The organism is Bacillus sp. PS196 (genome assembly GCF_037963555.1).
GTDB lineage: Bacteria > Bacillota > Bacilli > Bacillales > Bacillaceae > Bacillus > Bacillus subtilis.
The window spans coordinates 1,148,310-1,173,885 of sequence record NZ_CP150159.1 but is presented as its reverse complement, the minus strand read 5'-3'; the positions used below and the strand labels follow the sequence as shown (position 1 = coordinate 1,173,885).

At 45.6% G+C, this 25,576-nt stretch carries 31 protein-coding genes and 1 riboswitch; of the genes, 15 read left to right on the top strand and 16 right to left on the bottom strand.

From position 1 onward, the window contains the following. Nucleotides 1–6 precede the first annotated feature (6 nt). The 7 genes from argJ to NST79_RS06090 form a co-directional block, all read right to left on the bottom strand. Nucleotides 7–1,227 (bottom strand): bifunctional ornithine acetyltransferase/N-acetylglutamate synthase, encoded by a 1,221-nt coding sequence (argJ, locus tag NST79_RS06120; RefSeq protein WP_212058995.1) that lies wholly within the window; start codon nt 1,225–1,227, stop codon nt 7–9. Nucleotides 1,228–1,246: 19 nt separating this feature from the next. Further along, nucleotides 1,247–2,284 (bottom strand): N-acetyl-gamma-glutamyl-phosphate reductase, encoded by a 1,038-nt coding sequence (gene argC / locus NST79_RS06115; RefSeq protein ID WP_033883600.1) that lies wholly within the window; start codon nt 2,282–2,284, stop codon nt 1,247–1,249. Nucleotides 2,285–2,489: 205 nt separating this feature from the next. Further along, on the bottom strand, nt 2,490–3,029 hold the full coding sequence (locus NST79_RS06110; RefSeq protein ID WP_003232993.1) for an MFS transporter: 540 nt from the start codon (nt 3,027–3,029) through the stop codon (nt 2,490–2,492). Then, complete coding sequence (locus tag NST79_RS06105; RefSeq protein WP_029946354.1) at nt 3,029–4,459, bottom strand: FAD-binding oxidoreductase; 1,431 nt, start codon at nt 4,457–4,459, stop codon at nt 3,029–3,031. The genes NST79_RS06110 and NST79_RS06105 overlap by 1 nt, the downstream gene beginning before the upstream one ends. Before the next feature lie 60 nt (nt 4,460–4,519). Next, on the bottom strand, nt 4,520–4,690 hold the full coding sequence (locus NST79_RS06100) for a YqaE/Pmp3 family membrane protein (protein ID WP_003232996.1): 171 nt from the start codon (nt 4,688–4,690) through the stop codon (nt 4,520–4,522). A gap of 64 nt (nt 4,691–4,754) precedes the next feature. Continuing rightward, nucleotides 4,755–5,063: a metal-sulfur cluster assembly factor gene (locus NST79_RS06095; protein WP_003232998.1), complete on the bottom strand. Its 309-nt coding sequence runs from the start codon at nt 5,061–5,063 to the stop codon at nt 4,755–4,757. A gap of 63 nt (nt 5,064–5,126) precedes the next feature. Continuing rightward, nucleotides 5,127–5,894, bottom strand: a complete 768-nt coding sequence (locus NST79_RS06090) for a prolyl oligopeptidase family serine peptidase (RefSeq protein WP_076457870.1) — start codon at nt 5,892–5,894, stop codon at nt 5,127–5,129. 120 nt (nt 5,895–6,014) lie between these two features. On the opposite strand from NST79_RS06090, the gene yitU reads away from it, so the two are divergent. From yitU to NST79_RS06075, 3 genes are all read left to right on the top strand, one after another. Beyond that, on the top strand, nt 6,015–6,827 hold the full coding sequence (yitU, locus tag NST79_RS06085; protein WP_014476412.1) for a 5-amino-6-(5-phospho-D-ribitylamino)uracil phosphatase YitU: 813 nt from the start codon (nt 6,015–6,017) through the stop codon (nt 6,825–6,827). A 104-nt stretch (nt 6,828–6,931) separates the two neighbouring features. Then, entirely contained in the window at nt 6,932–7,084 is a 153-nt protein-coding gene (locus NST79_RS06080; RefSeq protein ID WP_017695668.1) for a hypothetical protein, read from the top strand. Beyond that, nucleotides 7,085–7,282: a DUF3813 domain-containing protein gene (locus NST79_RS06075; RefSeq protein WP_003245613.1), complete on the top strand. Its 198-nt coding sequence runs from the start codon at nt 7,085–7,087 to the stop codon at nt 7,280–7,282. It begins immediately after the preceding gene. A gap of 30 nt (nt 7,283–7,312) precedes the next feature. Here NST79_RS06075 and NST79_RS06070 read toward each other — a convergent pair whose 3' ends face one another. Together NST79_RS06070 and NST79_RS06065 are read right to left on the bottom strand one after the other, a co-directional pair. Beyond that, a complete protein-coding gene (locus tag NST79_RS06070; RefSeq protein WP_014479419.1) occupies nt 7,313–7,768 on the bottom strand; it encodes a BsuPI-related putative proteinase inhibitor in 456 nt (151 codons plus the stop codon). Between the two features lie 18 nt (nt 7,769–7,786). After that, nucleotides 7,787–8,629, bottom strand: a complete 843-nt coding sequence (locus tag NST79_RS06065) for a YitT family protein (RefSeq protein WP_003245017.1) — start codon at nt 8,627–8,629, stop codon at nt 7,787–7,789. A gap of 137 nt (nt 8,630–8,766) precedes the next feature. On the opposite strand from NST79_RS06065, the gene NST79_RS06060 reads away from it, so the two are divergent. Then, entirely contained in the window at nt 8,767–9,618 is an 852-nt protein-coding gene (locus tag NST79_RS06060) for a DegV family protein (RefSeq protein WP_167408049.1), read from the top strand. 46 nt (nt 9,619–9,664) lie between these two features. On the opposite strand, the gene nprB is transcribed toward NST79_RS06060, so the two are convergent. From nprB to NST79_RS06040, 4 genes are all read right to left on the bottom strand, one after another. Continuing rightward, nucleotides 9,665–11,281 carry a neutral protease NprB gene (nprB, locus tag NST79_RS06055; protein ID WP_167408048.1) on the bottom strand — a complete coding sequence of 539 codons (1,617 nt, stop codon included), beginning with the start codon at nt 11,279–11,281 and terminating at the stop codon, nt 9,665–9,667. A 135-nt stretch (nt 11,282–11,416) separates the two neighbouring features. Further along, nucleotides 11,417–11,710, bottom strand: coding sequence for a DUF3784 domain-containing protein (locus tag NST79_RS06050; RefSeq protein WP_003233021.1), 294 nt, complete (start codon nt 11,708–11,710; stop codon nt 11,417–11,419). Nucleotides 11,711–11,729: 19 nt separating this feature from the next. Then, entirely contained in the window at nt 11,730–12,317 is a 588-nt protein-coding gene (locus tag NST79_RS06045) for a hypothetical protein (RefSeq protein ID WP_046160269.1), read from the bottom strand. Next, on the bottom strand, nt 12,314–12,661 hold the full coding sequence (locus NST79_RS06040; RefSeq protein WP_003245674.1) for a PadR family transcriptional regulator: 348 nt from the start codon (nt 12,659–12,661) through the stop codon (nt 12,314–12,316). The genes NST79_RS06045 and NST79_RS06040 overlap by 4 nt, the downstream gene beginning before the upstream one ends. A gap of 177 nt (nt 12,662–12,838) precedes the next feature. Here NST79_RS06040 and NST79_RS06035 point away from each other — a divergent pair, with 177 nt between their 5' ends. The 3 genes from NST79_RS06035 to NST79_RS06025 are packed head-to-tail and all read left to right on the top strand — an operon-like array spanning nt 12,839 to nt 14,870. Continuing rightward, nucleotides 12,839–13,375, top strand: a complete 537-nt coding sequence (locus NST79_RS06035) for an SdpA family antimicrobial peptide system protein (protein WP_101172495.1) — start codon at nt 12,839–12,841, stop codon at nt 13,373–13,375. Further along, a complete protein-coding gene (locus tag NST79_RS06030) occupies nt 13,360–14,289 on the top strand; it encodes a sporulation-delaying protein SdpB family protein (protein WP_167408047.1) in 930 nt (309 codons plus the stop codon). Before NST79_RS06035 ends, NST79_RS06030 begins: the two co-directional genes overlap by 16 nt. Next, nucleotides 14,286–14,870 (top strand): sporulation delaying protein family toxin, encoded by a 585-nt coding sequence (locus NST79_RS06025; protein ID WP_003244950.1) that lies wholly within the window; start codon nt 14,286–14,288, stop codon nt 14,868–14,870. Before NST79_RS06030 ends, NST79_RS06025 begins: the two co-directional genes overlap by 4 nt. A gap of 52 nt (nt 14,871–14,922) precedes the next feature. Here NST79_RS06025 and NST79_RS06020 read toward each other — a convergent pair whose 3' ends face one another. Beyond that, nucleotides 14,923–15,819 (bottom strand): S1 RNA-binding domain-containing protein, encoded by an 897-nt coding sequence (locus NST79_RS06020; RefSeq protein ID WP_015252384.1) that lies wholly within the window; start codon nt 15,817–15,819, stop codon nt 14,923–14,925. Nucleotides 15,820–15,917: 98 nt separating this feature from the next. On the opposite strand from NST79_RS06020, the gene NST79_RS06015 reads away from it, so the two are divergent. From NST79_RS06015 to NST79_RS05985, 7 genes are all read left to right on the top strand, one after another. After that, the gene (locus NST79_RS06015) at nt 15,918–16,409 is read left to right on the top strand and encodes a YajQ family cyclic di-GMP-binding protein (protein ID WP_021479576.1); all 492 of its coding nucleotides are present in this window, start codon (nt 15,918–15,920) and stop codon (nt 16,407–16,409) included. Nucleotides 16,410–16,515: 106 nt separating this feature from the next. Further along, nucleotides 16,516–16,633, top strand: a riboswitch (SAM riboswitch). Between the two features lie 89 nt (nt 16,634–16,722). Continuing rightward, nucleotides 16,723–18,561: a bifunctional homocysteine S-methyltransferase/methylenetetrahydrofolate reductase gene (locus NST79_RS06010; protein ID WP_003245847.1), complete on the top strand. Its 1,839-nt coding sequence runs from the start codon at nt 16,723–16,725 to the stop codon at nt 18,559–18,561. Nucleotides 18,562–18,651: 90 nt separating this feature from the next. Next, nucleotides 18,652–19,101 (top strand): GNAT family N-acetyltransferase, encoded by a 450-nt coding sequence (locus NST79_RS06005; protein ID WP_029317596.1) that lies wholly within the window; start codon nt 18,652–18,654, stop codon nt 19,099–19,101. 5 nt (nt 19,102–19,106) lie between these two features. Continuing rightward, nucleotides 19,107–19,955, top strand: a complete 849-nt coding sequence (locus NST79_RS06000; RefSeq protein ID WP_029317595.1) for a GNAT family N-acetyltransferase — start codon at nt 19,107–19,109, stop codon at nt 19,953–19,955. Between the two features lie 111 nt (nt 19,956–20,066). Then, nucleotides 20,067–21,335, top strand: a complete 1,269-nt coding sequence (locus NST79_RS05995; RefSeq protein ID WP_003233041.1) for an MFS transporter — start codon at nt 20,067–20,069, stop codon at nt 21,333–21,335. 8 nt (nt 21,336–21,343) lie between these two features. Further along, nucleotides 21,344–22,459 carry a mandelate racemase/muconate lactonizing enzyme family protein gene (locus tag NST79_RS05990; RefSeq protein ID WP_212058993.1) on the top strand — a complete coding sequence of 372 codons (1,116 nt, stop codon included), beginning with the start codon at nt 21,344–21,346 and terminating at the stop codon, nt 22,457–22,459. A 95-nt stretch (nt 22,460–22,554) separates the two neighbouring features. Further along, entirely contained in the window at nt 22,555–23,184 is a 630-nt protein-coding gene (locus NST79_RS05985; RefSeq protein ID WP_009966972.1) for a YitT family protein, read from the top strand. A 44-nt stretch (nt 23,185–23,228) separates the two neighbouring features. On the opposite strand, the gene NST79_RS05980 is transcribed toward NST79_RS05985, so the two are convergent. Continuing rightward, nucleotides 23,229–23,987 carry a phosphosulfolactate synthase gene (locus tag NST79_RS05980; protein ID WP_128992626.1) on the bottom strand — a complete coding sequence of 253 codons (759 nt, stop codon included), beginning with the start codon at nt 23,985–23,987 and terminating at the stop codon, nt 23,229–23,231. Further along, nucleotides 23,984–24,670, bottom strand: a complete 687-nt coding sequence (locus NST79_RS05975) for a 2-phosphosulfolactate phosphatase (RefSeq protein WP_003233050.1) — start codon at nt 24,668–24,670, stop codon at nt 23,984–23,986. The genes NST79_RS05980 and NST79_RS05975 overlap by 4 nt, the downstream gene beginning before the upstream one ends. 184 nt (nt 24,671–24,854) lie before the next feature. Between NST79_RS05975 and NST79_RS05970 the strand changes: the two genes are divergently transcribed. Further along, entirely contained in the window at nt 24,855–25,565 is a 711-nt protein-coding gene (locus NST79_RS05970; protein ID WP_032730457.1) for a phosphoadenylyl-sulfate reductase, read from the top strand. Nucleotides 25,566–25,576 lie beyond the last annotated feature (11 nt).

The following is a 25,576-nucleotide window of genomic DNA, read 5'->3' as shown; positions in this document are numbered from 1 at the left end:
CCTTTATTACGTGCGATAGCTCGCGTTAATTTTGATATAGTCATAGGTCAGGTCACAGCCCCACGCTCTCCCGTTTCCGTCCCCTTCATCCATCTTGATGACAATGGTGATTTCATCTCCTTCAAGGTATTCCTTGGCGAGAGATTCAGAGAATGGCTGAGGTTCGTTATCCTTAAACAGGCATTGGCCGCCAAGATAAACCTCTACTTCTTCTGCCGTCACCTGTGCTGCGGAGTGTCCGATGGCTCCGATGATCCGCCCCCAGTTGGCATCTGTTCCGTATACTGCCGTTTTTACAAGATTTGAGCCGACAATCTTTTTGGCAATGACGTTTGCATCAAGATTGTTTTTCGCTCCCTGTACTTGGGCTTCAATTAGTTTTGTCGCGCCTTCTCCGTCTCTGGCAATCTCTTTAGCTAGATCCTCACAAGTGAGCAAGAGCGCTTTTTTAAAGACCGGCCAGTCTGGATGGTCTTCTGTCAGGCACTCGTTTTCGGCGCAGCCATTCGCCATAACTAATACCATATCGTTCGTGGATGTTTCTCCGTCAACTGTGATTTGGTTAAATGAAACGTCAGTGATTTCCCGAAGCGCCTTTTGCAGCGCTTTTTCTTCGATTGCCGCGTCAGTTGTCACAAATCCCAGCATCGTGGCCATGTTCGGGTGTATCATCCCAGAGCCTTTGGCCGCTCCGCCGATCGTGACTGTTTTGCCGCCGATTGCCAGCTCATAGCACGTCTGCTTGATTACCGTATCAGTTGTTAAAATCGCTTCCTCAAAATCGCCTGATCCCGCAGGTGTTTCTTTCAGCAGCTCGATCCCCGCGTGGATTTTTTCCATGTCTAAATGCTCGCCGATGACACCCGTTGATGAAACAGCGACAAGCTCCGGCTCAATGCCAAGCTGTGAAGCAAAGCTCTCCCGCATTGTGTATGCGTCCTTTAGGCCTTGTTCTCCCGTGCAGGCATTGGCAATGGCACTGTTGACGATAACGGCTTTCAGTGTCGGTCCGTGCTTTAAGCTGTCTTGTGTCACTTTGATCGGAGCAGCCTGAAAGTGGCTTTGGGTATAAACTGCTGCACTCACAGCCGGTGTCTCGCTGATAATGACACCGAGGTCTTTTTTCGAGTAGCGCAGCCCGCAATGCACACCCTTTGCCTGAAACCCTTTTGGCGAGGATACATCACCTGTTACTTTTACAATTTGATCTTCACTTAACTGAATCATGGTTCGATTCTCTCCCGTTCTATGGATAAATTGGCGTGATGGTGAGTCCAGTTTCTTCATTCCAGCCATTCATCAAATTAAAGTTTTGCACTGCCTGACCGGCGGCACCCTTCATTAAATTATCGATTACCGAGACGATCGTGACTCTGTTCGTTCTCTCATCGAGGGTCACGGCGATATCACAGAAATTGCTGCCGTACACTTCTTTCGTTTGCGGGTACTGACCTTTTGGCCTCACTCTCACAAAATATGAATCTTGGTAAAATTCCGAATATAAATCATGCAGGTCATCTGCGGATAGGTCACAGGTTAATCTGGTATACATCGTCGCCATGATGCCCCTTGTCATCGGAACCAAGTGAGCCGAAAATGTAATGGGCCCGAGACCTGGCTGCCATTCATTCAGCGCCTGCTCAATTTCCGGCGTGTGCTGATGTTCATTGACTTTATAAATTTTAAAATTGTCGTTCAGCTCAGAAAAATGAGTTCCCATGGATGCTTTTCTTCCCGCTCCGGAAACACCGGTCTTCGCGTCAACGATAACAAAAGATTCATCGAGCAGATTCTTTTGAGCCAATGGCGCGAGGCCAAGCAAAACAGCTGTTGGAAAACAGCCTGGATTGGCAATGAGTTTCGCCTGTTGAATTTGTTGTTGATTCAGTTCTGCCAGACCGTATACCGCCTCTTGAATCACTGCCTTCGGTGCCGCTGTCCGTTTATACCATTTTTCATATTCAGCCGGTTCTTGTATCCTCAGATCACCTGACAGATCAATAACCGGAATTCCCGCGTCTGCCAGCTTTGGAGTCAATTCACTTGATACTCCGGGCGGCGCAGCGAGAAACATGATATCTATTTCGTGTTTGATCGTATTCATATCAATCGGCTTCAGCTTCTGATCCGCTAAGCCGGTAAGATGAGGATAACCCTCGCTATAGACATTCCCTTCTCCGCTGGATGAATAAAGTATGCATTCCTCTGCATGAGGATGATGCGAAAGAATCCTGACAAGTTCGGTGCCTCCATATCCTGTAGCACCTACAATTCCTATTTTCAAAACAAGTTCACCCTCTTGGTCTTTGTGAAATTATTTAACATTATAACATGAATAAAAATTAATTCAATCGTATATTTAATATTTTTATTCATTTATAAATTTTCTGTTCAATGGAAATTCCGCTCAAAAAAATCAGCACGACTCCAGCACAAAAACGTTGATGCGGCGCCGCATTTCAGCCGCATAAAAAAACAGGCTGACCGCGTCAGCCTGTTTTCATCATCATCAATCCACTCAAAAAGTATAGAATAGAGCTTGCATAAAAAATCATTTGCACTGTGAAAAAGTCAGCGAGAAAGCCCCCAAGCATAATGGCTGCTGCTGAAAAGACAGCTGTCCAAAAATGGTAATTTCCAATCTTTTTTCCACGCTCTCCGCTGTCTGTAAAATTAGCGATCAGCACTTTTTCTCCATGCTTTTGCATCGCTCCAAAGAGCCCTAACAGCACTTGGACGATATACACTTGAACGACGCTTCCGATATGCGGGACATATAAAAGCAGAACAGCCATCCCCCACGAGTTCAGAAGCAGAAAATAACGGCTGTCAAACCTTTCAGACAGCCGTCCGAGGAGCGGGTAAATGAGCGCTCCGCTCAACCCGAACAATCCGTAGGAAAAACCGAACTGTGTGTAGCTTGAGCCGATATTTTTCACAAACAGAATATAAAACGGAAAGATTAAGCTGCTTGCGAAAAACACGCTGCTTTGTGATAATGTCAGCCATTTTAATTTGTTTTTCCCCATTATTTATACCTCTGATAAAAGTAATTCATAAAGCGCTCATCCGGGTCATAGGTTCGTTTTTTCTGAAAAAACGCTTCACTTTTCGGATATGCCTGTCTCATTTGCTCTTTTGTCTGGTAGGTCATATAAGGCAGATAATAGCTTCCGCCGTGCTTGATGGCAACGTCTGTCATGCGCCTGATGATTCGGGCAGTATCTGCCTGGTCTTCTTTTGAAAAGCCCTCGTTTATTAATAGCACGAGCGAAAACATATCGTCCTTCGCATAGGAAAGGTCGGCCTTTTCATTTTTCTGCACGTAGCGGATCGTAATGTTCAGCAGGTTCAGATCTTCGTCCGACAGCGTTTGTCTCAGGTCATCAATATAGGACCCATACTCCTTCACGGGCACAAAGTATTCTTGCAAAACATCTGTGTTGTCATTGTTTTCATACTCAAGAAACTTTGATTCGGACCGCATGACGTTATTGCGTGAAATCTCTGTGCCGTTTTGGCTCAGGAAATAGGATTGCTGTGTGTCCCACAGCCAATTCCTGCCCCATTCATATCGTCTTGACAAACCGAGTGCAAACTTTGTGGCTCCCGTATACTCATCTTCTTTGAGATCGCTGTATGATGGCAGTTGATCCTGATGATCAGCCAATACGTAATTTGTGACATACATGTCTTTCAGAAATCCTTTTTTCGCTGTTGAAATTCGCGCCAGATGCATTCGGACATCTGGATTTCCTTTTACATGCTTTGAAAAATAGTCTGCGTATGTACTATAATTCATTTTTTCTGTCTTCATGACATACAGCTCATCATCTGTCAGCTCAAGCGTTACATCAAGAATCACGCCAAAAAGGCCGTACCCTCCGATGACCGCCGTAAACAAATCATCTTTTGGAGTGACAGTGATAATCGTCCCGTCAGCTTTTAAAAGCCGGAATGATTTGACTGTATCAATCAGCGAGCCGTAGCGAATATCACGTCCGTGTGCATTTGCACTGAGAGATCCGCCGATTGTAAAAATGTTTTGTGACTGCATGACTTTTACCGCGAGTCCGTATGGATTCACGTATTTCTGGATATCATTCCACGTTGCACCGCTTTGCACCCTGATGGTTTTCTTCTCTTGATCGAGTGACAGGATTTTGTTGTAGCCCGTCATGTCGAGAACGATGCCGTCCTCATAATATGTATGGCCGCCCATGGAGTGCTGGGCCCCGGCGATTGAAATTTTTATGTTTTTTCGATTTGCCTCTTTGACTGTGTCAATGAGCGTTTCCTCTTCCTGCCCTTTCACTGTCTGCTTTATTTTTACAGGCATCAGGCGGCTGACATCCGTCATCTCGCTTGTGGCTGTTTTTTGCTCTGAGTTCACAGAGTACGCAAACAGGGCCGCATACGCGCCAGTACAAAGCGCGAATGCAAGCAATTTCTTTTTCATAGTGCTCTCCCTGCTGTTTTTATGACCATTATACCATGACTGCGTCCTCATTTTTCCAAATTATCTTCTTGCCCGTTTTTCGGCACGGCGGTCGGCGACGATAAAGCAGGCGTGAATCGCGCCCGGCAGCCAAAAGATACAGGTCAATATGAGATTCAGCAAGGCCTGAAACGGTTTTCCCGAAAACAAAACAGCAAGCGGCGGGCATAAAACTGCCAGCAGGTACATCATTTCCTTTCACTCCTTTCAGCTGTAAAAAAGGACAGCCTCACATGTCAGGCTGTCCTTTTTTGTTTTATTGAATGCCAAGCGCAATTTTTGCGTATCTGGACATTTTATCCCTAGTCCAAGGCGGATTCCATACAATGTGAACCTCTGTGTCTTTCACTTCAGGAAGGTCCGCTAATGCTTTTTTCACCTCATCCACGATAATCGGCGCTAAAGGGCATCCCATTGATGTTAGCGTCATGGTGATGTGCGTCAAGCCATCTTCATCCATATCAACGTCATATACCAAGCCGAGGTTCACGATATCAACGCCAAGCTCAGGATCGACAACCTGTTCCAGGGCGCCCATGATGTTTTCTTTTAATGCTTCTTCCACGTTCCCTCACTCCTTTTTTCTACAGTATAACGTAAATTCAGCTCTTGTTAATAACTTAGTGCTTTATAAGTACGTTTCAAACCATTCAATCGTTTTTAACACAGCTGCCCGCGGGACTTTATGGTCAGCGTTTTCATCTCCGATAAATTGCAGGCGTTCCGGCTGCTCGCTGTAATGGGATTTAATCGTGTCATAAAATTTCCGGGTCGGCGCGTAAGGCACAACTTTATCTTTTGCGCCGTGCCAAAATAAAAGCGGGCGCTGTTGCAGTTTCTCCGGCTGAAGGCTGAGATCCCGCAACTCGAGACGTTTCATCAGCTGCTGTACCTTCTCTTCCGGCACATCGATTTCAATGCCCTGAGATTGAATATGGTCAATCTGCTGCTGAAACAGCTCCACGTAATTGGGGCTTCCCATCAGGCTGACGCCGGCTTTTATCCAATCATATGCAGTCAAAGCGCCAAGCGTTGTGATGCCGCCCATTGACGTGCCTGCGAGACCGATGCGGCCGCCGTCTACCAGGCCTACTTTTTCAAAATGGTTTTTAAGCACGCCGATCTCTTCAATCTCGTTTAGGACGATGTCCCAAAAATGGCCCGCCAGCTCTTCGACAGCCATTTCTTCTCCCCGTTCCCCATGGTGCAGAGCCTCCGGCAGAACGGCTCTGAAGCCCTTCTCCGCAAGCAGGTAAGCAATATGAAGGTTGTGTTCCTTCGCGCTTGTAAAACCATGGATAAAGAATACGAGAGGAACAGCGCGGTGCCTGTTCTCTTCCTTTACAATATGTAAAAACGGAATACCGGAAACGGTTTGATTCTCAATTTGTATCACAATGTGCCCCTCCTTAGGATAACCATAATCATAAGTGTAACATGTAGACAATAAAGATGGTAAAAAGCTACACTGTAAGTAAGGAAAAACAAGCAAAATCTAAGGTTAAAGGAGCTTTTCATGGAGACAAAACCCTATTTAATCGCATTAGATTTAGATGGAACATTATTAAAGGATGATAAAACCATATCTGAAAACACCCTTCAGACGATACAGCGTCTAAAAGATGACGGGCATTATGTCTGCATCTCAACAGGCCGTCCGTATCGTTCAAGTTCCATGTACTACCAGCAGATGGAGCTGACAACGCCAATTGTCAATTTTAACGGAGCATTTGTCCATCATCCGCAAGACGACAGCTGGGGACGGTATCATACGTCACTGCCGCTTGATGTTGTCAAACAGCTCGTGGATATCAGCGAGAGCTACAACGTACATAACGTGCTTGCTGAAGTGATTGACGACGTATACTTTCATTACCATGATGAGCACCTGATAGATGCCTTTAACATGAACACAACAAATGTAACGGTCGGAGACTTGCGGGAAAATCTTGGTGAAGATGTGACTTCTGTACTCATACATGCAAAAGAAGAGGATGTGCCGGCAATACGCTCATATTTATCGGATGTGCATGCCGAGGTAATCGACCATAGAAGATGGGCCGCACCGTGGCATGTCATTGAAATTATCAAAAGCGGCATGAATAAAGCGGTCGGCCTGCAGAAAATCAGCGATTATTACGGCGTGCCGAGGGAGCGGATCATTGCTTTCGGGGATGAGGATAACGATTTGGAAATGCTTGAATTTGCAGGCTGTGGCGTTGCAATGGGAAATGGAATTGACGCGGTCAAGCAGATTGCCAACCGAACAACGGCTACAAATGAAGAGGACGGCGTTGCAAGGTTTTTGAAAGAATATTTCTCACTTTAAAGGAAGGTCCGTATTAATTTTTCCCACTCATAAACCTTACTTTGCCCCACCATACTATTGAAGACGACTCATCTCGTCAAAGTATGGAAGGGGGCAGTCTCAAAATGGGTAAACGAAGCAAATCCAGAAGGTTTATTCAGCAGGGTAAAGACTCCATCGGGCTACACGCCGCAAGATTTCCATATCGGTCTACTTTAGAAGAAGCTCACCAGCATGCCGCGGCACGAGACTCGGCCGAAAGCCAGGTTGAATATTAAATGAGAAATGAACTGTTTCAGCAGGCAAAATCATTTGTTCAACAGGCGGTCATGGTGACAAACGGCTTTGAGGAAGGCGATCAGGAGCAAGCGATTCTGAGAGCCAAAAATGCTGTATCTTCTGCGTATGCCAATTCGACAGATGCGGAACGTCAACAGCTGCATCAATTTCAAAATCAGCTGGACAAACTCCAATAAAAAAAGGCTATGGCGACTCGCCATAGCCTCTTATTTGACTTCAAACTGCTGAACAGCCTGAACCTGCTTGAGATTTTCCGCCCTGCCCTTAAATGTCACCTTTACCTCATAGGTTCCGGGCTCAGGGACTTCCTTCCACACATCAGAGAAATCATATGTTTCTCCAGATTCAAGCGTCAGGTTTTGAAAAGCCTGCGTAAACATTTTGTCTTTCGAATAACGGTATCTTTCTTTGTGCTCAGAATCATACACGACAAGTTCAAATTTTTGCCCTGTGCTGAATTGAAACTCAATAGCACGTTCGCTTTGGTTCTTCAGCGACATGTTAAACTTGATTTGTTCAGGCTCCTGAATTGCGTCAATAGATAAAACAACCTCTTGATTCTCCATTCCGCCTGATACCTCCTTATCGGGTTCTGTCTGCTCATCTTTCCCGCAGCCTATCAAAAGCAGCACGGGGAGGAGCATCACAAGCAGCCGTTTCACGACTTCCACCTGCTTTCGTCAGTCTTTTCTAAAGAAACCAAAAATCCCTGTCGTTTGAACAATGTTCGTAAATGCTTTCGGATCAACTTCTTTGACGATCTTTTCTAAATCGTACAGTTCATACCTAGTGATGACGATAATCATCATTTCTTTCTGTTCGTTCGTAAAAGCTCCTTTTGCCGGAACAGTTGTGATGCCGCGCACCATTTTTCCGTAAATGGCTTCCTTGATTTCGTCCGCCTTTTTCGTCACGATCATTGCCGTGAGCTTCATGTGGCGAGTGTGAATGGCGTCGATCACCCTTGTTGTCACATACAGCGTAACCAGGGTATATAATGCTTTCTCCCAACCTTGCAATAATCCTGCCGTCAAGATGATAATCCCGTTCAGAATGAAGAAATACGTGCCGACGGGTTTATCCTTCCACTTTGCAAGCACCATGGCGACGATATCAAGCCCGCCTGTCGAAGCTCCGTATTTTAATGTTAAGCCGATACCGACTGCGGAAATGACGCCGCCGAACACCGCGTTCAGCAAAATGTCATGTGACAGGCTTGTTTCCGGCAGGATCCCCATAAACAGAGTAGTGAGTGCGACACTTAAAATGCTGTACACTGTAAACGATTTGCCGACCTTCAGCCATCCTAAAATACCGACCGGAATGTTTAAGAGGAACAAGAGCGTTCCCGTCGATATGTAAAAGGGGGCATATTGATCAACGACGCTTGATAAAAGCTGGGCAACACCTGTAAATCCGCTGGCATATACATCTGCAGGTATCAAAAATAAGTTCAGCCCGGCAGCATTGAGTAAAGCGCCGATGATGACAATGAGTAATTTTTTTGTTTGATCTAGTACCATGGCATGTTCCTCCGCTCTTTCTTCTTTATTATGTTTTCCCTTAAAACAAATATTTGAACACGATTTTGGCAAATTAATATGATATAGTTGGCTTAACTCTCATGATAACGAGCGATAACGGAAAGAAGGGAAGCAATATGACAGTTCATCTCATCGCTGACAGCGCCACTGATTTGCCTCGTTCTTATTTTGAAGAAAAAGGCATTGGCTTTATTCCGCTCAGGGTTTCTCTCGGCGATAAAGAATTCGAAGATGCAGTCACAATTCATGCGGATCAAATATTTGAAGCGATGCAAAATGGAGAAACACCTAAGACGTCCCAAGCCTCACCGCAAACGATTAAAAATGTGTTTTTGCAATATGCCGAAACAGGTGATCCCGCTCTTTACATTGCCTTTTCCTCAGGTCTCTCCGGCACGTATCAGACAGCTGTAATGATCGCCAATGAAGTGAAGGAGGAATTCCCCGATTTCGATTTGCGGGTCATTGATTCCAAATGCGCTTCATTAGGATACGGTCTGGCTGTCCAGCATGCTGCCGATCTCTGTATCAACGGGAATACAATACAAGAAATTGAAACGTCTGTAAAGAACTTTTGCAGCCAGCTTGAACACATTTTTACCGTTGATGATTTAACATATCTCGCGAGGGGCGGCCGGATATCTAAAACGTCCGCTTTTGTCGGCGGCCTGTTGAATATTAAACCGCTGCTTCAGATGGAGGACGGCAAGCTTGTGCCTCTGGAAAAAATCCGCGGACAGAAGAAACTTTTCAAACGGATCATCGAGCTTATGAAAGAGCGCGGGAATGATTGGAGCGATCAAACCGTCGGGATCAGCTACGCCGCGAACAAAGAAAAAGCCACGGACATGAAACACCTGATTGAGGAAGCGTTCAAGCCGAAAGAAATCATTATGCATCCAATCAGTTCAGCAATCGGCTCGCATGCCGGTCCAGGTACATTGGCGATATTCTTTTTAAGAAAATGAGCAAACAAAAACAGTCAGACTCTGTGTCCTGACTGTTTTTGTTTGCTCATAGAATGCCGACAGCCTCATACGCCTTTTCGACTGAAGCTGATTGCTTCGAGCCTTCACCGTATAAATCATTGGCAGCTTCAATCGCCGCTTGCTTCATCATGCTGAAATCTGTAGATGCCGTTACATAATATGTTAAAGCCCGATAGTAAATTTGTTCACTTGCTTCACGCCCAATCCCTTCAACCTGTACACCGTGGTGCACGCCTCCTTCTGCAAGAAGATAAGCTGCTTTATTGTGAATGGACGAATTGATATGGACTCCGCCATAATCCTCTGTTCCTGTGTAGCGGTTCGAGTAATGATCTGGATTTCCCTGCTTAGATGGGTCCTCCAATGACCGCAATGAATCTCCTGCAATACCAGGAGTATAGACATCTTCGCCGATCTCCCAATCATCACGGTCAGCCATCGCGCCCATAATGTCAGAAATGGACTCATTTAATGCACCGGGTTCTCCTTGATATAAAAGACCGGCGGAATACTGTGTGACTGCGTGTGTGATTTCATGCGCGACAATGTCGAGCGATCCAGACAGCGGCTTAAATTTCGAACCGTCTCCATCCCCGTATACCATCTGGACACCGTTCCACGCAGCATTGTTCCATTGTTTGCCGACATGCACGGTAGACGTAATCCTTGCTCCGTTTTGATCAAAAGAATCACGGCCAAATGTCTTGCTGTAATAATCGTAAACGGCTTGCGCATTTGCGTGTGCGTCTACAGCCGCAGGTTCATTAAATACGGACGTGCCGCTGACTATTTCTTTGCCCGTATACCCAATCAGTTGAGACAAAAGCGTAAACAAGGTTTCGTTCAGGTTCTTCGCGTCAAATGTATTGATCCCTTTTCCCCTTGTTTCGTCAGCCAAATAAAAGCGCCCATTTTGTTCTGTGACGTCAAAGCTTTTTTCATCACCTGACACGCCGATTCCTGTACCTGCCGCTTCATGAATGGCATTAAAGGACTCGATGACCTTTCCGTTTTTGGCATCGATGAAATAATGCCAATAGCCAGGCTCAGGTTCAGATGTCGAGAGTCTCACAAGGTAGGCGAGATCATATTCACCGTCGTGTGGATAGATATATAATTCGCCTTTTGGTTCCCCATCAAGATATTCGATTTTTCCAATGGAAGCCTCGAGCTCACGCCTTGCTGTATGTATTGCTTTTTTCTCAGAAATAGACGGTGTGACGGAGACGTCCTTGATTTGCGGATGCACCTTTCCAAAGAAACTTTTCACTTGTTTGTTTTCCTTCATCGCGACCGCTTGTTCAAAGCCGTAAATCGGAATTCCTTTGTAAACCTCCGTTAATTTAAAAAACGTTTGTTTTGTCTTTGGATCCTTTATGGTTTTCGAAACGCGAAAATGGCTGTTCGCATTCCCTTTGAGCTTAAACTGCGTTTGATGCTTGTCAAGATAGGAAAATAGCGATTCTTTCTGGGTTGTGTTTTGTACCGGCTTCTGCGATGACTTTTCGATGATGTATGAAGGGGTTTGATACGTATGGTCGTATTCGATGCTTTCTTCAGCTGAGGCATGTGTTACAAAAACCATTTGGGCCGCTGTGCATAAGCCGGCCAGTAATAGAGATGTCTTGGTCAGGTTGCGCAAAACACCACATCCTTCCTATTTTGGAATCTACCATTTTTCTTCATCCTATCAAAAATACAAAAACTTGTATGTGGTGCTTCGTTCTTATTTTCCCAAAAAAGAAGGGCGGAGATATTTCGCTCTGCCCTTCTTTTTCTACTCTACTAATTTTTTATTGACATAAATAATAACCCCTGCTCCATATGCCAGTATAAGCGGAGGTATGAGCTGCTCCTGACCTTGAAATGAGATAAAACTATTCAGCAAAATGAACAAACCGGAATTCAAGAAAAAGTAGCCTGCTATTCTGGCCAGCCGGTCTTTATCCCGTATACGCGCCTCGTTAAACCCAGCCAGCATCCAGGTTTGTTTTTTGATTCCGACAAAATAGGCAACCACAAAGAATAAAAGCGCGATGACAATTAATAGATAATTGATGCTGATTTCCATCTTACAGCCTCCTACAAGATTACTTGATGTTAAGAAAAAGAAAAAAAGCGGCGCAGCTTACTGCAATCAGCAGCAGGACGACAAGCGCATTGAGGAACGGGCTCAAAAGAAGCAGCACTGCTAAAAACAGCAGATAAACCGCACCGACTCGCGAAATCGTAACAATCTCCTTTTGAGAGCGCATTTTGTTTTTTCTGACACCTGCAAACATCATCAATTTTTTTCGCTTCCATACATATCCGGCGAGCACCATTAAATAAACAGCCAGCGGCAGCTGTCTGAAGTCGGACGGCAGCAGCGGCAGGGCGATAATCGTGACAATGAGAAGGACCGAAAGCCAGCTTTTGCCCAATAAAGACCTCCTCCTTTTCGTCTCTCCCCCATCACCCATCATCAATTCGGCAAGCTCCTTCGGATGAGAAAATTCAGATTCAACAGCTTCCTGCAGTTCCTCTTCACTAAGGCCGGCTTTGATTCTGTCTTGAACGAAAGCGGTGATATGCCCCTTTAATTCGTCGATAGCGTTTTCTCTCTCTACATCAGGCATATTCGCCAGCTCTGCATTTAGTTCCTCCATGTATCGGTCAATGATAAGCTGTCCATTCATAGCAAATCCCCCGATAAAGACAGTAAGGCTTGATGGGTTTCCAGGTATTTCTCCAGCCGTTCTTTTAACATTTCTTCTCCTTTTTGCGTCATTTTGTAATACTTTCTTTTCGGGCCGTCCAGTGAATCTTCCCAAAAAAATTCGATCCATCCCTTCTCGGTCATACGTTTCAGAATCGGATAAATCGCTCCCTCTGAAATAGCCAGCGCCGAGGTGGTTTTTAAGGATGACGTCAGCTCATAACCGTACATCGGTTTAGAACGCAGAAGGGATAGGATGGCCAGCTCGAAAATCCCTTTTCGAAATTGAACAATCCAGCGGTCATTAACTTGATTCGTTTTCATGGTTTAAATATATCGAAAAAACCACTATATATCAATCACATATAGCAGTGTAAAATGTCCTGTTTTTTCTTTTAACAAAAATGGGATTTCTCATACTTTTTAACCTTTTTATTACATAAATGTTTTTATATTATGAAAAGTGTAAAAACGATTCTTCAGGTTAAAAGGAGCAGTCGAATGCAGAAATCGATATCATTTTTTTTCATTTTTTCAATCCTTTGGGGTTCGCTATTTCTGTTTTCTATTATTGGCAGCTTAGGGACAACCCCGATTCCGCTGACAAAGGACTCCAAATTTCTCATGTCCAGCATCCTCCCTCAGGGCTGGGGCTTTTTTAGCAAAAATCCGCGTGATACTGCAATCGGCTTATATGAGGCTGAAAATGCCAGCACCAAGGTCAGATGGCCCAATATGAGGGCTGACAACCTATTTGGCCTGTATCGGTATGGGCGGTCACAAGGCGTTGAAATGGGCGTGATCTACAGCCAAGTCGGCAAGGAACAGTGGACAGCATGTAAAGAAAAGGACCTCGGCGCATGCAAAAGCAAAGCCAAAACCGTGCAATTAAAAACACCCGCTCCCCGCCCGCTGCTTTGTGGAAGCTACTATTTGACGAAAGAGGATATTGTTCCTTGGAGCTATTCTAAATACACCCCTTCGTCTTATCAGGTAAAAAGCATAGTCAAGGTTGTGATCTCATGCTCGAAAACATAAAACAGACCATCACCAGATGGGACGAAAGAAACCCGTGGACAAATGTATACGGCCTCGCGCGAAGCATCATTGCGCTATCCAGCCTGCTGACGCTGCTCATCAATCACCCGAGCCTCATTATGAAGCCAGCCAGCGGGATCAGCAGCTATCCAGCTTGTAAAATGAATCTCAGTCTCTTTTGCCTCGGCGAAAATAACTATATGATGTTAAATCTTTTCAGATGGGTCTGCATTGCCATTCTGGTGCTTGTTGTCATTGGCTGGCGCCCCAGAATCACCGGGGTTCTGCATTGGTATGTCAGTTACAGCCTGCAGTCATCGCTGATCGTCATCGACGGAGGCGAGCAGGCAGCAGCCGTCATTACCTTTTTATTGCTTCCCATCACGCTGACCGATCCGAGAAAATGGCATTGGAGTACGAGACCTATAGAGGGCAAAAGAACACTTGGAAAAATAACAGCTTTTATTTCTTATTTTGTGATCAGAATCCAAGTGGCGGTGCTTTATTTTCACTCTACCGTCGCTAAGCTGTCTCAGCAGGAATGGGTGGACGGAACGGCCGTCTATTATTTCGCCCAGGAAAAAACCATAGGCTTCAACGGCTTTTTTCAGGCGTTAACGAAGCCAATTGTAACAAGTCCGTTCGTGGTGATTCCGACATGGGGGACGCTGCTGGTTCAAATTGTCATCTTCGCGGCGCTGTTTGCGCCGAAGAAGCATTGGAGATTGATTTTGATCATCGCTGTTTTTATGCATGAGATTTTTGCAGTCATGCTGGGCCTCATCAGTTTTTCGATTATCATGGCCGGCATTTTGATATTGTATCTCACTCCTATCGATTCCACGATTCAATTTACATATATTCGCAGACTGTTGTGGAATAAAAAACACAAGAAGGGAGAGGTTTCAGTTTGAAGAAGGCGTTTCTAGTATTTTTGTCGGTTGTATTGGTGACGACTGTGTTTTTGGTGAAGCAGCAAGAAAGTGTGGCACAGGCAAAGCAGCTTGAGTATTCAGGTGAGGAAATTTTTAAAGGCTTTGTGTTTGCCCAAGGGGAAGTTGGCAAACAGCTTCCAGAGGTCTTTAATAAAGCGATGACAGACAAACTCAACACAAAACAGGCAAAGGCTTTTGCCAATCAGGTTGTCGCTGATATTAAAAAAGAGGATGCTGACTTTTTTGATAACCTGAAGAAAGCTGTTTACAGCAAAGATGCATTGAAAGTGGATGAACTGCTGAAAAAAGCAGGTCAAATCGTTGAAGAAAAAGTAGAAGCTGCAAAGGAAATCGCCGCTTCTAAGGATGATACATCCAGAGTTCAGGCCGAGCTTGTCAACACTGTTGATACCGCTAACTATTTCTATTATGTTTCCTATGTTGCTGCAGCCGGTGCCCTGATTCTGATCATTCTCGCCATTGATATTACGCCGATAGCGATTTCAGACAATGTGGATCGCGAAATGGCAATCAGAACACTGGTTGATGAATTAAACTAGACATAAAAAAACGGCTCGCTCCGCAGTCTGCTGCAGGCGAGCCATTTTCATGCTATTTTTTCTCGTATGTCCATCCATTTTCCTGATACACTTTTCCGTTTTTCATCAAATGGCCCAGCGCGCGTTTAAAGGCGGCTTTGCTCATATTAAAACGTTCTCTGATATCGTCAGGCTGGCTTTTGTCACTGTACGGCATGGCACCGTTTCTCATTCTCATATACGTTAGAATGCACTCAGCATCAACTGACATTGCATCCTGTTTTCTTGGAAGCAGCGACAAGTTGACTGAACCGTCTTCTTTCACTTGAATCACCCGGCCTGTGACTCTTGAACCCAGTCTTGGCTCCTCTTTTCTTTCTGACGGGTGAATAAAACAGCGGATACCGTCATCCGTGATCACGAATGAACCCGATGCGATCAGCCTGTACACCGTACCTGTCAGCTCTTTATTCATCAGATCTTCTGAAGCGTCGGTAAACAGTTCGCTGATGATATCTTCCGGCGCTGGTTTCGCAAACATGCGCCCCCGGTTCGTCACCTTCAGCATACAGTAAAGTTTGTCCCCTTTTTGCGGCCAGACATCTTCGTACGGCGGCAAATGCTCAGTTGCGACTAGTGCGTCCTTCGATAAACCGACATCAACGAAAACGCCCATATCCTCCACTTTATCCACCACTTCAACCCAGCCATATTCATCCGCGCTGATGACCGGAATTTTCATCGTGGCCGCAAGCCTTTCCTGCTGGTCGACGTATATAAAGACTTCTACTTCGTCTCTGTCCTCGATATCCTCAGTCATTTCACTGTTATGTAAGAGAATCGTATCTTCCCCATCGGTTAAAAAGTAACCGAAGTCGGTTTGGTGATCTATACTCAAGGTTAATTGCTGCCCTGGTCTCATGCTATCGTCCTTCCTGTTCCGCTTATTCTCTGCGGATTTTGTTAACATTTTTTCCAATCATCACAAATTGATTCTTTGTTCTGTTGGAAGTTTCTCTTTATTCTACTATAATCAACACATAAGTTAAATGTTATGGAGGTTTTCATATGGCAAAAGAAAGTTCATTTGATATTGTATCCAAGGTGGAATTGCCTGAAGTGCAAAACGCAATCCAAATTGCACTGAAGGAAATCAGTACCCGATATGACTTTAAAGGCAGCAAAAGCGACATTTCTTTAGATAAAGAGGAGCTTATCCTCGTTTCCGATGACGAATTCAAATTAAGCCAGCTGAAAGATGTGCTGGTCAGCAAATTGATTAAACGAAACGTACCGACAAAAAACATTGAGTACGGCAAGGTTGAAAACGCGTCAGGCGGAACGGTACGCCAGCGTGCAAAGCTTGTTCAAGGCATTGACAAGGACAACGCAAAAAAAATCAATACGATCATCAAAAACTCCGGACTGAAAGTAAAGTCTCAGGTGCAGGATGATCAAGTGCGTGTCACCGGAAAAAACAAAGATGACCTGCAGCAGATTATCTCAGCTGTGCGGGGAGCAGATCTGCCAATTGACGTTCAATTTATAAATTTCAGATAAATTTTCTGATTCCTATTGATTATTGTCTTTATTTTCGGTAAATTTGGAGAAAGGGAAAAACGCCAGGTATCTTTTGGCACTTCCTGACACGAAAATTTCATATCCGTTCTTATCAAGAGAAGCAGAGGGACTGGCCCGACGAAGCTTCAGCAACCGGTGTAATGGCGATCAGCCATGACCAAGGTGCTAAATCCAGCAAGCTCGAACAGCTTGGAAGATAAGAAGAGACAAAATCACTGACAAAGTCTTCTTCTTAAGAGGACTTTTTTTATTTCTCTTTTTTCCTTGCTGATGTGAATAAAGGAGGCAGACAATGGGACTTTTAGAAGATTTGCAAAGACAGGTGTTAATCGGTGACGGCGCCATGGGGACGCTCCTCTACTCCTATGGCATTGACAGGTGTTTTGAGGAGCTCAATATTTCAAAGCCGGAGGAAATTCAGCGCATACATAAAGCGTACGTTGAAGCGGGAGCCAACATTATTCAAACGAATACGTACGGGGCCAACTATATTAAATTATCCAGACACGGGCTTGAGGATGACATCAAAAAAATGAATCAGGAGGCCGTAAAGATCGCGCGGGCTTCAGCAGGCGATGCATACGTGCTTGGAACGATGGGCGGCATACGCACATTTAATAAAAACGCATACAGTCTTGACGAAATTAAGCGCAGCTTCCGCGAGCAGCTGTATCTGCTGCTGCATGAAGAGCCGGATGGCTTGCTGTTAGAAACGTATTATGATTTGGAAGAAGCCCGTGAAGTGCTGAAAATCGCGCGCAAAGAGACTGATCTTCCGATTATGCTCAATGTCTCCATGCACGAGCAAGGCGTATTGCAGGACGGAACGCCGCTTTCTGACGCATTGCGCTCGATTGCGGATCTCGGAGCTGATATTGTCGGCATTAACTGCCGCCTCGGCCCTTATCACATGATTGAAGCGCTAAGCGAAGTGCCGATTTTTGATGACGTATTCTTATCCGTTTATCCGAACAGCAGTCTTCCTTCGCTTGAAGAGGGACGGCTCGTCTATGAAACAGACGACACGTATTTTCAAAACAGCGCGTCAGAATTCCGTAAGCAAGGTGCGCGGATTATCGGCGGCTGCTGCGGCACAACGCCGAATCACATCAGGGCGATGGCGGAAGCGGTTGGCGGGCTGGCTCCGATTACGGAAAAAGAAGTCAAAACCCGGGCGAAAGAATTCATTTCTGTTCATCACGAGCGAACCGAGCCCGGCCTGGATGAGATCGCAGCGAAAAAACGCTCTATTATCGTAGAGCTGGACCCGCCGAAAAAACTAAGCTTTGACAAATTTCTGTCCGCTGCTGCTGAATTAAAAGAAGCGGGAATCGATGCCCTGACACTCGCCGACAATTCTTTGGCGACCCCGCGGATCAGCAATGTTGCCTGCGGCGCCCTTGTCAAGCAGCAGCTCGATATGCGTTCCCTTGTCCATATTACGTGCCGTGACCGTAACATTATCGGCTTACAGTCACATTTAATGGGCCTTGATACGTTAGGGCTGAATGACGTACTTGCTATTACAGGTGACCCTTCTAAAATCGGGGATTTTCCTGGTGCGACGTCTGTATATGATTTAACATCTTTTGATTTAATCAGGCTGATCAAACAATTCAATGAAGGTCTGTCTCTGTCTGGAAAACCGCTCGGCAAGAAAACGAATTTCTCAGTTGCCGCCGCATTTAATCCTAACGTCCGCCATCTGGATAAAGCGGTAAAACGGCTTGAGAAAAAAATAGATTGCGGCGCAGATTATTTTGTTTCTCAGCCTGTCTATTCCGAGCAGCAGCTTGTCGATATCCATAACGAAACAAAACATCTGAAGACGCCGATCTATATCGGCATCATGCCGCTGACAAGCAGCCGGAATGCCGAATTCATCCATAATGAAATTCCCGGCATTAAGCTGTCTGATACGATTCGCGAAAAAATGGCCCATGCCGGTGAAGATAAAGAAAAGCAAAAGGCGGAAGGCCTTGCAATTGCACGCTCCCTGCTGGATACGGCATGCGAGCTGTTTAACGGCATCTACTTGATAACGCCTTTCCTCAGATCTGACTTAACCGCTGAGCTCACTTCATATATTCAGCAAAAAGATGAGCAGCGCCAAAATATCTTTTTGCATTAATCCCTTAAAAGACTGTCTGATCCAATCGGGCGGTCTTTTTCAACGGGATTCGTGTTACGATATAGAAAAACAGTCATGAGGAGGAACATTATGCTCGAAGTCAAAACCATTTCCGCGGAAGATACATATGAAATTCGGCACCGCATTCTGCGTCCCCATCAATCCATTGAACAATGCAAATATGAAGAGGATCATGCAAAAGGCTCCTTTCATCTCGGCGCGTTTTTTGAAGGAAAGCTGATCAGCATCGCTTCTTTTTCCCCGCAAATTCAGCCATTAGTAACAGAATCCCCAGCATATCGGCTGAGAGGCATGGCAACGCTTGAAGGATATCGTGATCAAAAAGGCGGGAGCACGCTGATCAAACACGCGGAGCAGAAACTGGCAAAGAACGGCGTTCAGGCAGTCTGGTGCAATGCCAGAAGCCATGTGAAAGGCTACTATTCAAAGCTTGGCTGGGAAGAACTCGGTGAACCGTTTGAGATTCCCGGCATAGGCACACATATCATCATGTATAAAAAACTCGAAACAAGCAGGTGATCTGTATGAGGGTAATCGATGAGCTGATTAAGCTTCATGAAGAACATATCCCTAGTCTATTGCGGCTTTGCAGGCAAGCCGGGTGGCCGGATTACGGCGAACAAGAGCTGGCACTGCTTGTCCAGCAAGGACGCTTTTTCGGCTATCAAAATGTCAGCGGTGATATTATTTCCTGCATCGGCTTGTTTTTGTTTGGCCGTCTTGCTTCTATCGGCCTCGTGATCGTGGACAAAGAATATCAACGGCTCGGTCTAGGCCGGCGTATGGTAAACGCCTGTATCACCCAAACGGATGAAAACACCGCCATCAGGCTTTGCGCCACAAAAGAAGGTTTGCCGCTTTATGAAAAAGCAGGCTTTCATACGGCAGGAACAGTGCGAAAGTACAGCTGTCACAGTTTTCAACCTTATACAAAACAGCTTGACGCTGAACTGTCATCCTTTAGAGAACAAGACTTTCAAGACTTAGCGACGGCAGATCTGGCCGCCTTTGGAGGAGATCGATCAAACCTTTTGCAGCAGCTTATTTCCACTTCATGCGAATGTGTCATCGCCAGAAATCATGACGGACAGTTCATTGGGTACGGACTATCTGTACAAACACCGGCCCATTTGAAATTCGGCCCCATTATCGCTCCATCATCAGACGTTGCTGCACAATTAATCAACAGGCTGGCGGCCGGCAAACAAGGTCCGATGCGAATCGATATACCGGGTGAACACACGTCTCTGCATGACAGCCTGATAGAAATGGGATTTCATAAAGATGATGAACCTCCGCTGTTGTTCTATCAGAAAAAAGCGCCTATTCAAAATGGACACTTATATGCTTTGATTTCACAGGCTCTCGGTTAACCCTCTTTTTTCCCGAACAGGTATCTTCTGTTCGGTTTTTTGCTGTCTGCTCGCTGAATAAACGAAGCCATCAGGGACATTCTAAGCAGAAGAAAAGGAGTGTGCTCTGAGATGGAATCATCAAAACAAAATAACGGAATGACGATTGTAGCAATCGGTTCAATCCCTTTAATATTAACCCTAGGAAACTCGATGCTTATTCCGATTTTGCCAAAAATGAAATCTGAACTTCATTTATCACAATTTCAAGTCAGTCTCGTGATCACAGTATTTTCCTTGATTGCAGCATTTGCGATTCCGATTGTCGGTTATCTCGCAGACCGATTCTCAAGGAAAGTCATCATTATTCCCTGCTTAATTTTGTATGGTGCCGGTGGTTTGTTAGCCGGGTTTGCGGCAGGTTTTTTTGACAATGCCTACCCTTGGGTCATGGCAGGACGAGCGTTACAGGGAATCGGGGCAGCCGGAACCGGCCCAATTGCCATGGCACTGACGGGAGATCTGTTTAAAGGCGCCCAGGAGAGCAAGGTGCTCGGCCTTGTTGAAGCTTCAAACGGCATGGGGAAAGTGCTATCGCCGATCATTGGCTCGCTGATCGCCCTGCTTGTCTGGTATGGCGCGTTTTTTGCCTTTCCTGTGTTTTGTATCATTTCGATCGTACTGACTTGGATTTTTATTAAAGAGAAGAAAAAGGAAAAAGAACCGCCACCTATCGGAAAATATGCGAAAGGGCTGTTAAGTGTTTTTAAACATGAAGGCAGATGGCTGTTTACCGCTTATTTAGCCGGTGCGACCTGTTTGTTTACTTTATTCGGCATCCTGTTTTACCTATCAGATGTTCTTGAAAAAACATACGACACCGACGGCGTGAAAAAAGGCTTGATTTTAGCGATTCCACTTTTGGTTATGTGTGTGACGTCTTATACAACAGGAAGCAAAATCGGGCAAAAGCAATCGTTAATGAAAAAACTGATCGTACTCGGATTGGCGTTCATGACCGTATCTTACGCGGCACTGTCATTCATTGAAAATCTTGTCCTCTTTATCAGTGTTCTCGTGCTGAGCAGTATCGGCTCAGGTCTTGTCCTTCCTTGTGTGAACAGTTTCATTACCGGGGCTGTCGGCAAGGAAAGACGGGGATTTGTCACCTCGCTGTACGGATCTGTACGCTTCTTAGGGGTAGCAATCGGCCCTCCGATTTTCGGCCGCCTGATGCAATGGTCTAGACCCGGCATGTTTTTAAGCATCGCGGGATTGACTCTCGTTGTCGGGATTCTTGTGATGATGCTCATCCATGTGAAGCAAAACAATGAAGAAACAAAAGAAAAAGAAGACCCTAAAATGGCTGGCAATCGACTCCAGCCCGCTGAGGAAAGGTAGCACCCAGTGTGAAAATTGTACGGATTGAAACCTTTCCGCTATTTCACCGATTAGAAAAGCCATACGGAGATGCCAATGGGTTTAAACGATATCGGACTTGTTATCTCATCAGGATTATCACCGAAAGCGGGATAGACGGCTGGGGAGAATGCGTTGATTGGCTCCCTGCTCTCCATGTCGGTTTTACGAAACGGATCATCCCGTTTCTATTAGGAAAACAGGCTGGCAGCCGCCTGTCATTAGTGCGCACGATTCAAAAATGGCACCAGCGGGCGGCCTCCGCTGTAAGCATGGCGCTGACAGAGGTTGCAGCCAAAGCTGCGGATTGTTCGGTTTGCGAATTATGGGGCGGGCGATACAGAGAGGAGATTCCTGTGTACGCGTCTTTTCAATCGTACTCAGACTCCCCGCAATGGATCAGCCGCTCAGTCTCCAATGTTGAAGCCCAGTTGAAAAAAGGGTTTGAGCAAATCAAAGTCAAAATTGGCAGGACTTCATTCAAAGAGGATGTCCGGCACATCAATGCGCTGCAGCATACAGCAGGCAGCTCTATTACGATGATTCTGGACGCAAACCAAAGCTACGATGCCGCTGCGGCTTTTAAATGGGAGCGCTATTTCTCCGAATGGACGAATATTGGCTGGCTTGAGGAGCCTTTGCCCTTTGATCAGCCGCAGGATTATGCTATGATTCGAAGCCGTTTGTCTGTTCCTGTTGCCGGCGGAGAAAACATGAAAGGCCCGGCGCAATATGTGCCTCTCCTTTCACAGCGCTGTTTGGATATCATTCAGCCCGATGTCATGCATGTCAACGGAATTGATGAGTTTCGGGACTGCCTCCAGCTCGCGCGTTATTTCGGCGTCAGAGCATCCGCACACGCATATGACGGATCGCTTTCACGGCTCTATGCTTTATTTGCACAAGCCTGTCTGCCCCCATGGTCTAAAATGAAGAAAGATCACATTGAACCGATCGAGTGGGACGTCATGGAGAATCCTTTTACAGATCTCGTCAGCCTGCAGCCTTCAAAAGGAATGGCCCACATCCCGAAAGGAAAAGGCATTGGAACAGAGATCAATATGGAGATCGTCAATCGCTACAAGTGGGATGGCTCAGCATATTAAGCTGGGCCATTTCTTTATTTTGAGACATAAATAATGGACAGCCTCATAAAATGAAAACAGCGGACAAGTCTTTTCATAAAGGAGCAAATGACTTAATGGCTGAACTGCTGATGAAAGCAAAACTTACGTTTATGATTGTCGTAGGCGGCGTACTACAGGGACTCGGCATGTCCTTGTTTTTATTTCCGCATGATATTCCGACAGGCGGTGCAGCAGGTATTGCGGTGCTATTGCATTATCTGTTTCAAATCCCCCACGGATTTTCAGTGTGGGCTGTGAATGTATCAATGCTTTTTACCGCTTTAAAATGGCTGGAGATGAGAACATTCACCGGCACCCTCGCTTCTATCACCGTCACCTCTGTCTCGGTATTGATCTTTGATGCAGTTTTTCCTGATATCACATCTAACCTGTGGCTTGATCTGGCAAGCGGCGCAGTGTTATTGGGACTCGGAATCGGACTTTTATACAAATATAAAATTTCGAACGGAGGATTCGGAGCCCTTGCTCTGATGATTTCTATCTACCGCGGCGGGAATCCTGGAACGATCCTGCTCATCATGAATTGCATCATTTTTATGGTCACCGCGTCTATTATTGACTGGGGCATCGTCATTCAAGCCCTCATATGCCAGGTGATATCGACAAGAGTCATCGACTTCATCTACAACATCCGCCTGACCTCACTTCCCTATCTCACGCCTATGTACCGCCATAAAAAATAATAGGCAGAGGCTCTCTTCACGACGAGAGCCCCGCAGCCGCTATTTTACAGAAAAAAGGTATCGGATCTTAGCCCTAAACGCAGCGTTTCCAACGCGATGGCATCATGAAATGGAATATTGGCCAGATTCACATTCGGCCCGATTTTTTGAATAAACCCTTGCTGAAGCGTTTTGTTAGGCGCTTCAAAAATCAGCCTGTTGATATCAATATCCGAGGAAATGATGTCGTCAACAATTTGAAACCTGACATCGCCGCTGCTGGAACAGATCCCTCCCGTTCCGCTTTCTCTGGCTTCTGTAATCACTTTTTCCGCGCCCGCTTCCATATCCTCAACGATATATTCAAGCCATTCCTCAGAGCTTTGCCGGCTTGCTAATTCCGCATCCTTGCTGCCCACCTCACTGAGCACAAGAAATTCATCAGAAAAATCGGCAATGAAAGCCGCTTTCTCTTTATTTGTCATCGGGAGCGTACCGTTTGAAATCTCAATATATTCACAGCCGAAATAGGTGCAGTACCGATGAAATTCATTCACTTTTTTCTGGCTTACGTACTTTTCAAACAGTGTGCCGCCAAAGAAAAATGTAATGTCATGTTCTTTCAGTGTGCTGATTTTTTCTTCAAGATCTTTCGTAAGTAATGATGTGCCCCAGCCGAATTTCACAAAATCAATATAGTCGGACGCTCCGGCTATCGCATCTTTGAAAAATTGCAAGGGATAGCCGTTATCAATTAAAATGGACTGCCCGGTTTCTCTCGGCTTGTTTGTTCTCACTGGCAATTCTAGTGAAAAATCATTCATATTATGACCCTCTCTATCGTTGGAACTTCTCCATCTTGTTTCACTTTCATCACGAAATCGCCCGTCAGTTCTTTTGTACAGTAAACGATGTCTTCCGAATCAAACAATGGCTGGCGGCAGTCAAAAAACTTCTCCGCAACAGAAGAGCCTTTTATTCTTTCAATCGCCTCCGCAGCCGTTACCACATTTGTCCCTTCAATGATGCCTTTGATATACTCCGCACATGCCATATCGTCATCACCGGATGGATGGGAAGCCACTATGTTTATGACACAATCGTTTGCGACGAGCTTTTTCACATGCTGTGCCGTTGTTTTGGCATTGGAAAATCCAGTTACGAACAGATGCTTTGCGTTCAGCGCCCCCAATGCTGCTGTGACGCCGTTTGTTGTTTTCTGGATCAGGCTTTTATCCGTCATATTCTGCCCAGCCATACGTTTTGGAGAATTATCTAAATCAAATCCGCTGATACCGACCCCCTTTTCCTCTCCCGTCAAAACATAATCCGGATAGGTGTCTTTCAGCGCAAAGGCTTCATCAGCTGTCCGGACCAACAAAATCTCTTTCGCCCCGCCGATAAACGCATAATGGGCGACCGTAAAGGCTCTGATGACATCAATGACGATGTTAATGTCCGCCGGGGCAAGCGAATGATGATGCCCCTGATAAATGGCAATCGGCATACTACCTCTCCTTGGGCATAAAACCATTTTGCTAAAAAGCATATTCAGCCGGGCTCTTAATGGTTCCGCACCTCATTTTAGGCGGGCGCGGCACCTAAAACCTGAACCTTTATGCAAAAAATGAATAGTCTGCCTATAACTCGATCAATAGATAAAAAAAGCAGATGCAAACGGGGGGAAAACATTGAACGAAACCATCACATATGACACATGGAACGACATGCTGTCCAAACGGATAACGGATCAATTGATCGATGAGCTCGATGTGTTGAAATGGGCTTACCGAACGTACGGAGAAAAGATTGTGTATGCCTGCAGCTTTGGCGCAGAAGGAATGGTGCTTCTCGACTTAATATCAAAAATCAACAAAAATGCACACATCATCTTTTTGGATACAGGGCTTCATTTTCAGGAAACATATGAGCTGATCGAGACCGTCAAAGAGCGATATCCGGGATTTGCAATCCAGATGCTCGAACCCGAGCTGAGCTTAACAGAACAGGGGACGAAGTACGGCGGAGAGCTGTGGAAGCATAACCCGAACCTCTGCTGCCAATTGCGGAAAATCGAACCGCTCAAAAAGCACCTGTCCGGCATGACAGCTTGGATTTCAGGACTGCGCCGGGATCAGTCACCAACGAGAAAGCATATTCAATACGTAAACCTGGACCAGAAGTTTGAGCTCATCAAAATTTGCCCGCTTATCCACTGGACATGGGATGACGTTTGGACGTACATCCGCCTGCACAATTTGCCTTATAACAAACTGCACGATCAACATTATCCGAGCATAGGCTGTGAAATGTGTACACTGCCTTCCTCGGACCCGAACGATGAGAGGGCTGGAAGATGGGCCGGACGGGAGAAAACAGAATGCGGCCTGCATCAAGAATAGCGGATGGCAGG

What these genes read in the sequence shown, in the direction of transcription:
- argJ (WP_212058995.1), bottom strand. Translation starts at nt 1,227, where the DNA reads ATGATTCAGTTAAGTGAAGATCAAATTGTAAAAGTAACAGGTGATGTA.
- NST79_RS06015 (WP_021479576.1), top strand. Translation starts at nt 15,918, where the DNA reads ATGGCAAAAGAAAGTTCATTTGATATTGTATCCAAGGTGGAATTGCCT.
- NST79_RS06105 (WP_029946354.1), bottom strand. Translation starts at nt 4,459, where the DNA reads ATGAAAAAGAAATTGCTTGCATTCGCGCTTTGTACTGGCGCGTATGCG.
- NST79_RS06035 (WP_101172495.1), top strand. Translation starts at nt 12,839, where the DNA reads ATGCAGAAATCGATATCATTTTTTTTCATTTTTTCAATCCTTTGGGGT.
- NST79_RS06065 (WP_003245017.1), bottom strand. Translation starts at nt 8,629, where the DNA reads ATGGTACTAGATCAAACAAAAAAATTACTCATTGTCATCATCGGCGCT.
- yitU (WP_014476412.1), top strand. Translation starts at nt 6,015, where the DNA reads ATGGAGACAAAACCCTATTTAATCGCATTAGATTTAGATGGAACATTA.
- NST79_RS06000 (WP_029317595.1), top strand. Translation starts at nt 19,107, where the DNA reads ATGAGGGTAATCGATGAGCTGATTAAGCTTCATGAAGAACATATCCCT.
- NST79_RS06080 (WP_017695668.1), top strand. Translation starts at nt 6,932, where the DNA reads ATGGGTAAACGAAGCAAATCCAGAAGGTTTATTCAGCAGGGTAAAGAC.
- NST79_RS06020 (WP_015252384.1), bottom strand. Translation starts at nt 15,819, where the DNA reads ATGTTAACAAAATCCGCAGAGAATAAGCGGAACAGGAAGGACGATAGC.
- NST79_RS05995 (WP_003233041.1), top strand. Translation starts at nt 20,067, where the DNA reads ATGGAATCATCAAAACAAAATAACGGAATGACGATTGTAGCAATCGGT.
- NST79_RS05975 (WP_003233050.1), bottom strand. Translation starts at nt 24,670, where the DNA reads ATGCCGATTGCCATTTATCAGGGGCATCATCATTCGCTTGCCCCGGCG.
- NST79_RS06060 (WP_167408049.1), top strand. Translation starts at nt 8,767, where the DNA reads ATGACAGTTCATCTCATCGCTGACAGCGCCACTGATTTGCCTCGTTCT.
- NST79_RS06030 (WP_167408047.1), top strand. Translation starts at nt 13,360, where the DNA reads ATGCTCGAAAACATAAAACAGACCATCACCAGATGGGACGAAAGAAAC.
- NST79_RS06110 (WP_003232993.1), bottom strand. Translation starts at nt 3,029, where the DNA reads ATGGGGAAAAACAAATTAAAATGGCTGACATTATCACAAAGCAGCGTG.
- NST79_RS06040 (WP_003245674.1), bottom strand. Translation starts at nt 12,661, where the DNA reads ATGAAAACGAATCAAGTTAATGACCGCTGGATTGTTCAATTTCGAAAA.
- NST79_RS06050 (WP_003233021.1), bottom strand. Translation starts at nt 11,710, where the DNA reads ATGGAAATCAGCATCAATTATCTATTAATTGTCATCGCGCTTTTATTC.
- NST79_RS06075 (WP_003245613.1), top strand. Translation starts at nt 7,085, where the DNA reads ATGAGAAATGAACTGTTTCAGCAGGCAAAATCATTTGTTCAACAGGCG.
- NST79_RS05980 (WP_128992626.1), bottom strand. Translation starts at nt 23,987, where the DNA reads ATGAATGATTTTTCACTAGAATTGCCAGTGAGAACAAACAAGCCGAGA.
- NST79_RS06010 (WP_003245847.1), top strand. Translation starts at nt 16,723, where the DNA reads ATGGGACTTTTAGAAGATTTGCAAAGACAGGTGTTAATCGGTGACGGC.
- NST79_RS05985 (WP_009966972.1), top strand. Translation starts at nt 22,555, where the DNA reads ATGGCTGAACTGCTGATGAAAGCAAAACTTACGTTTATGATTGTCGTA.
- NST79_RS06100 (WP_003232996.1), bottom strand. Translation starts at nt 4,690, where the DNA reads ATGATGTACCTGCTGGCAGTTTTATGCCCGCCGCTTGCTGTTTTGTTT.
- NST79_RS06005 (WP_029317596.1), top strand. Translation starts at nt 18,652, where the DNA reads ATGCTCGAAGTCAAAACCATTTCCGCGGAAGATACATATGAAATTCGG.
- NST79_RS06045 (WP_046160269.1), bottom strand. Translation starts at nt 12,317, where the DNA reads ATGAATGGACAGCTTATCATTGACCGATACATGGAGGAACTAAATGCA.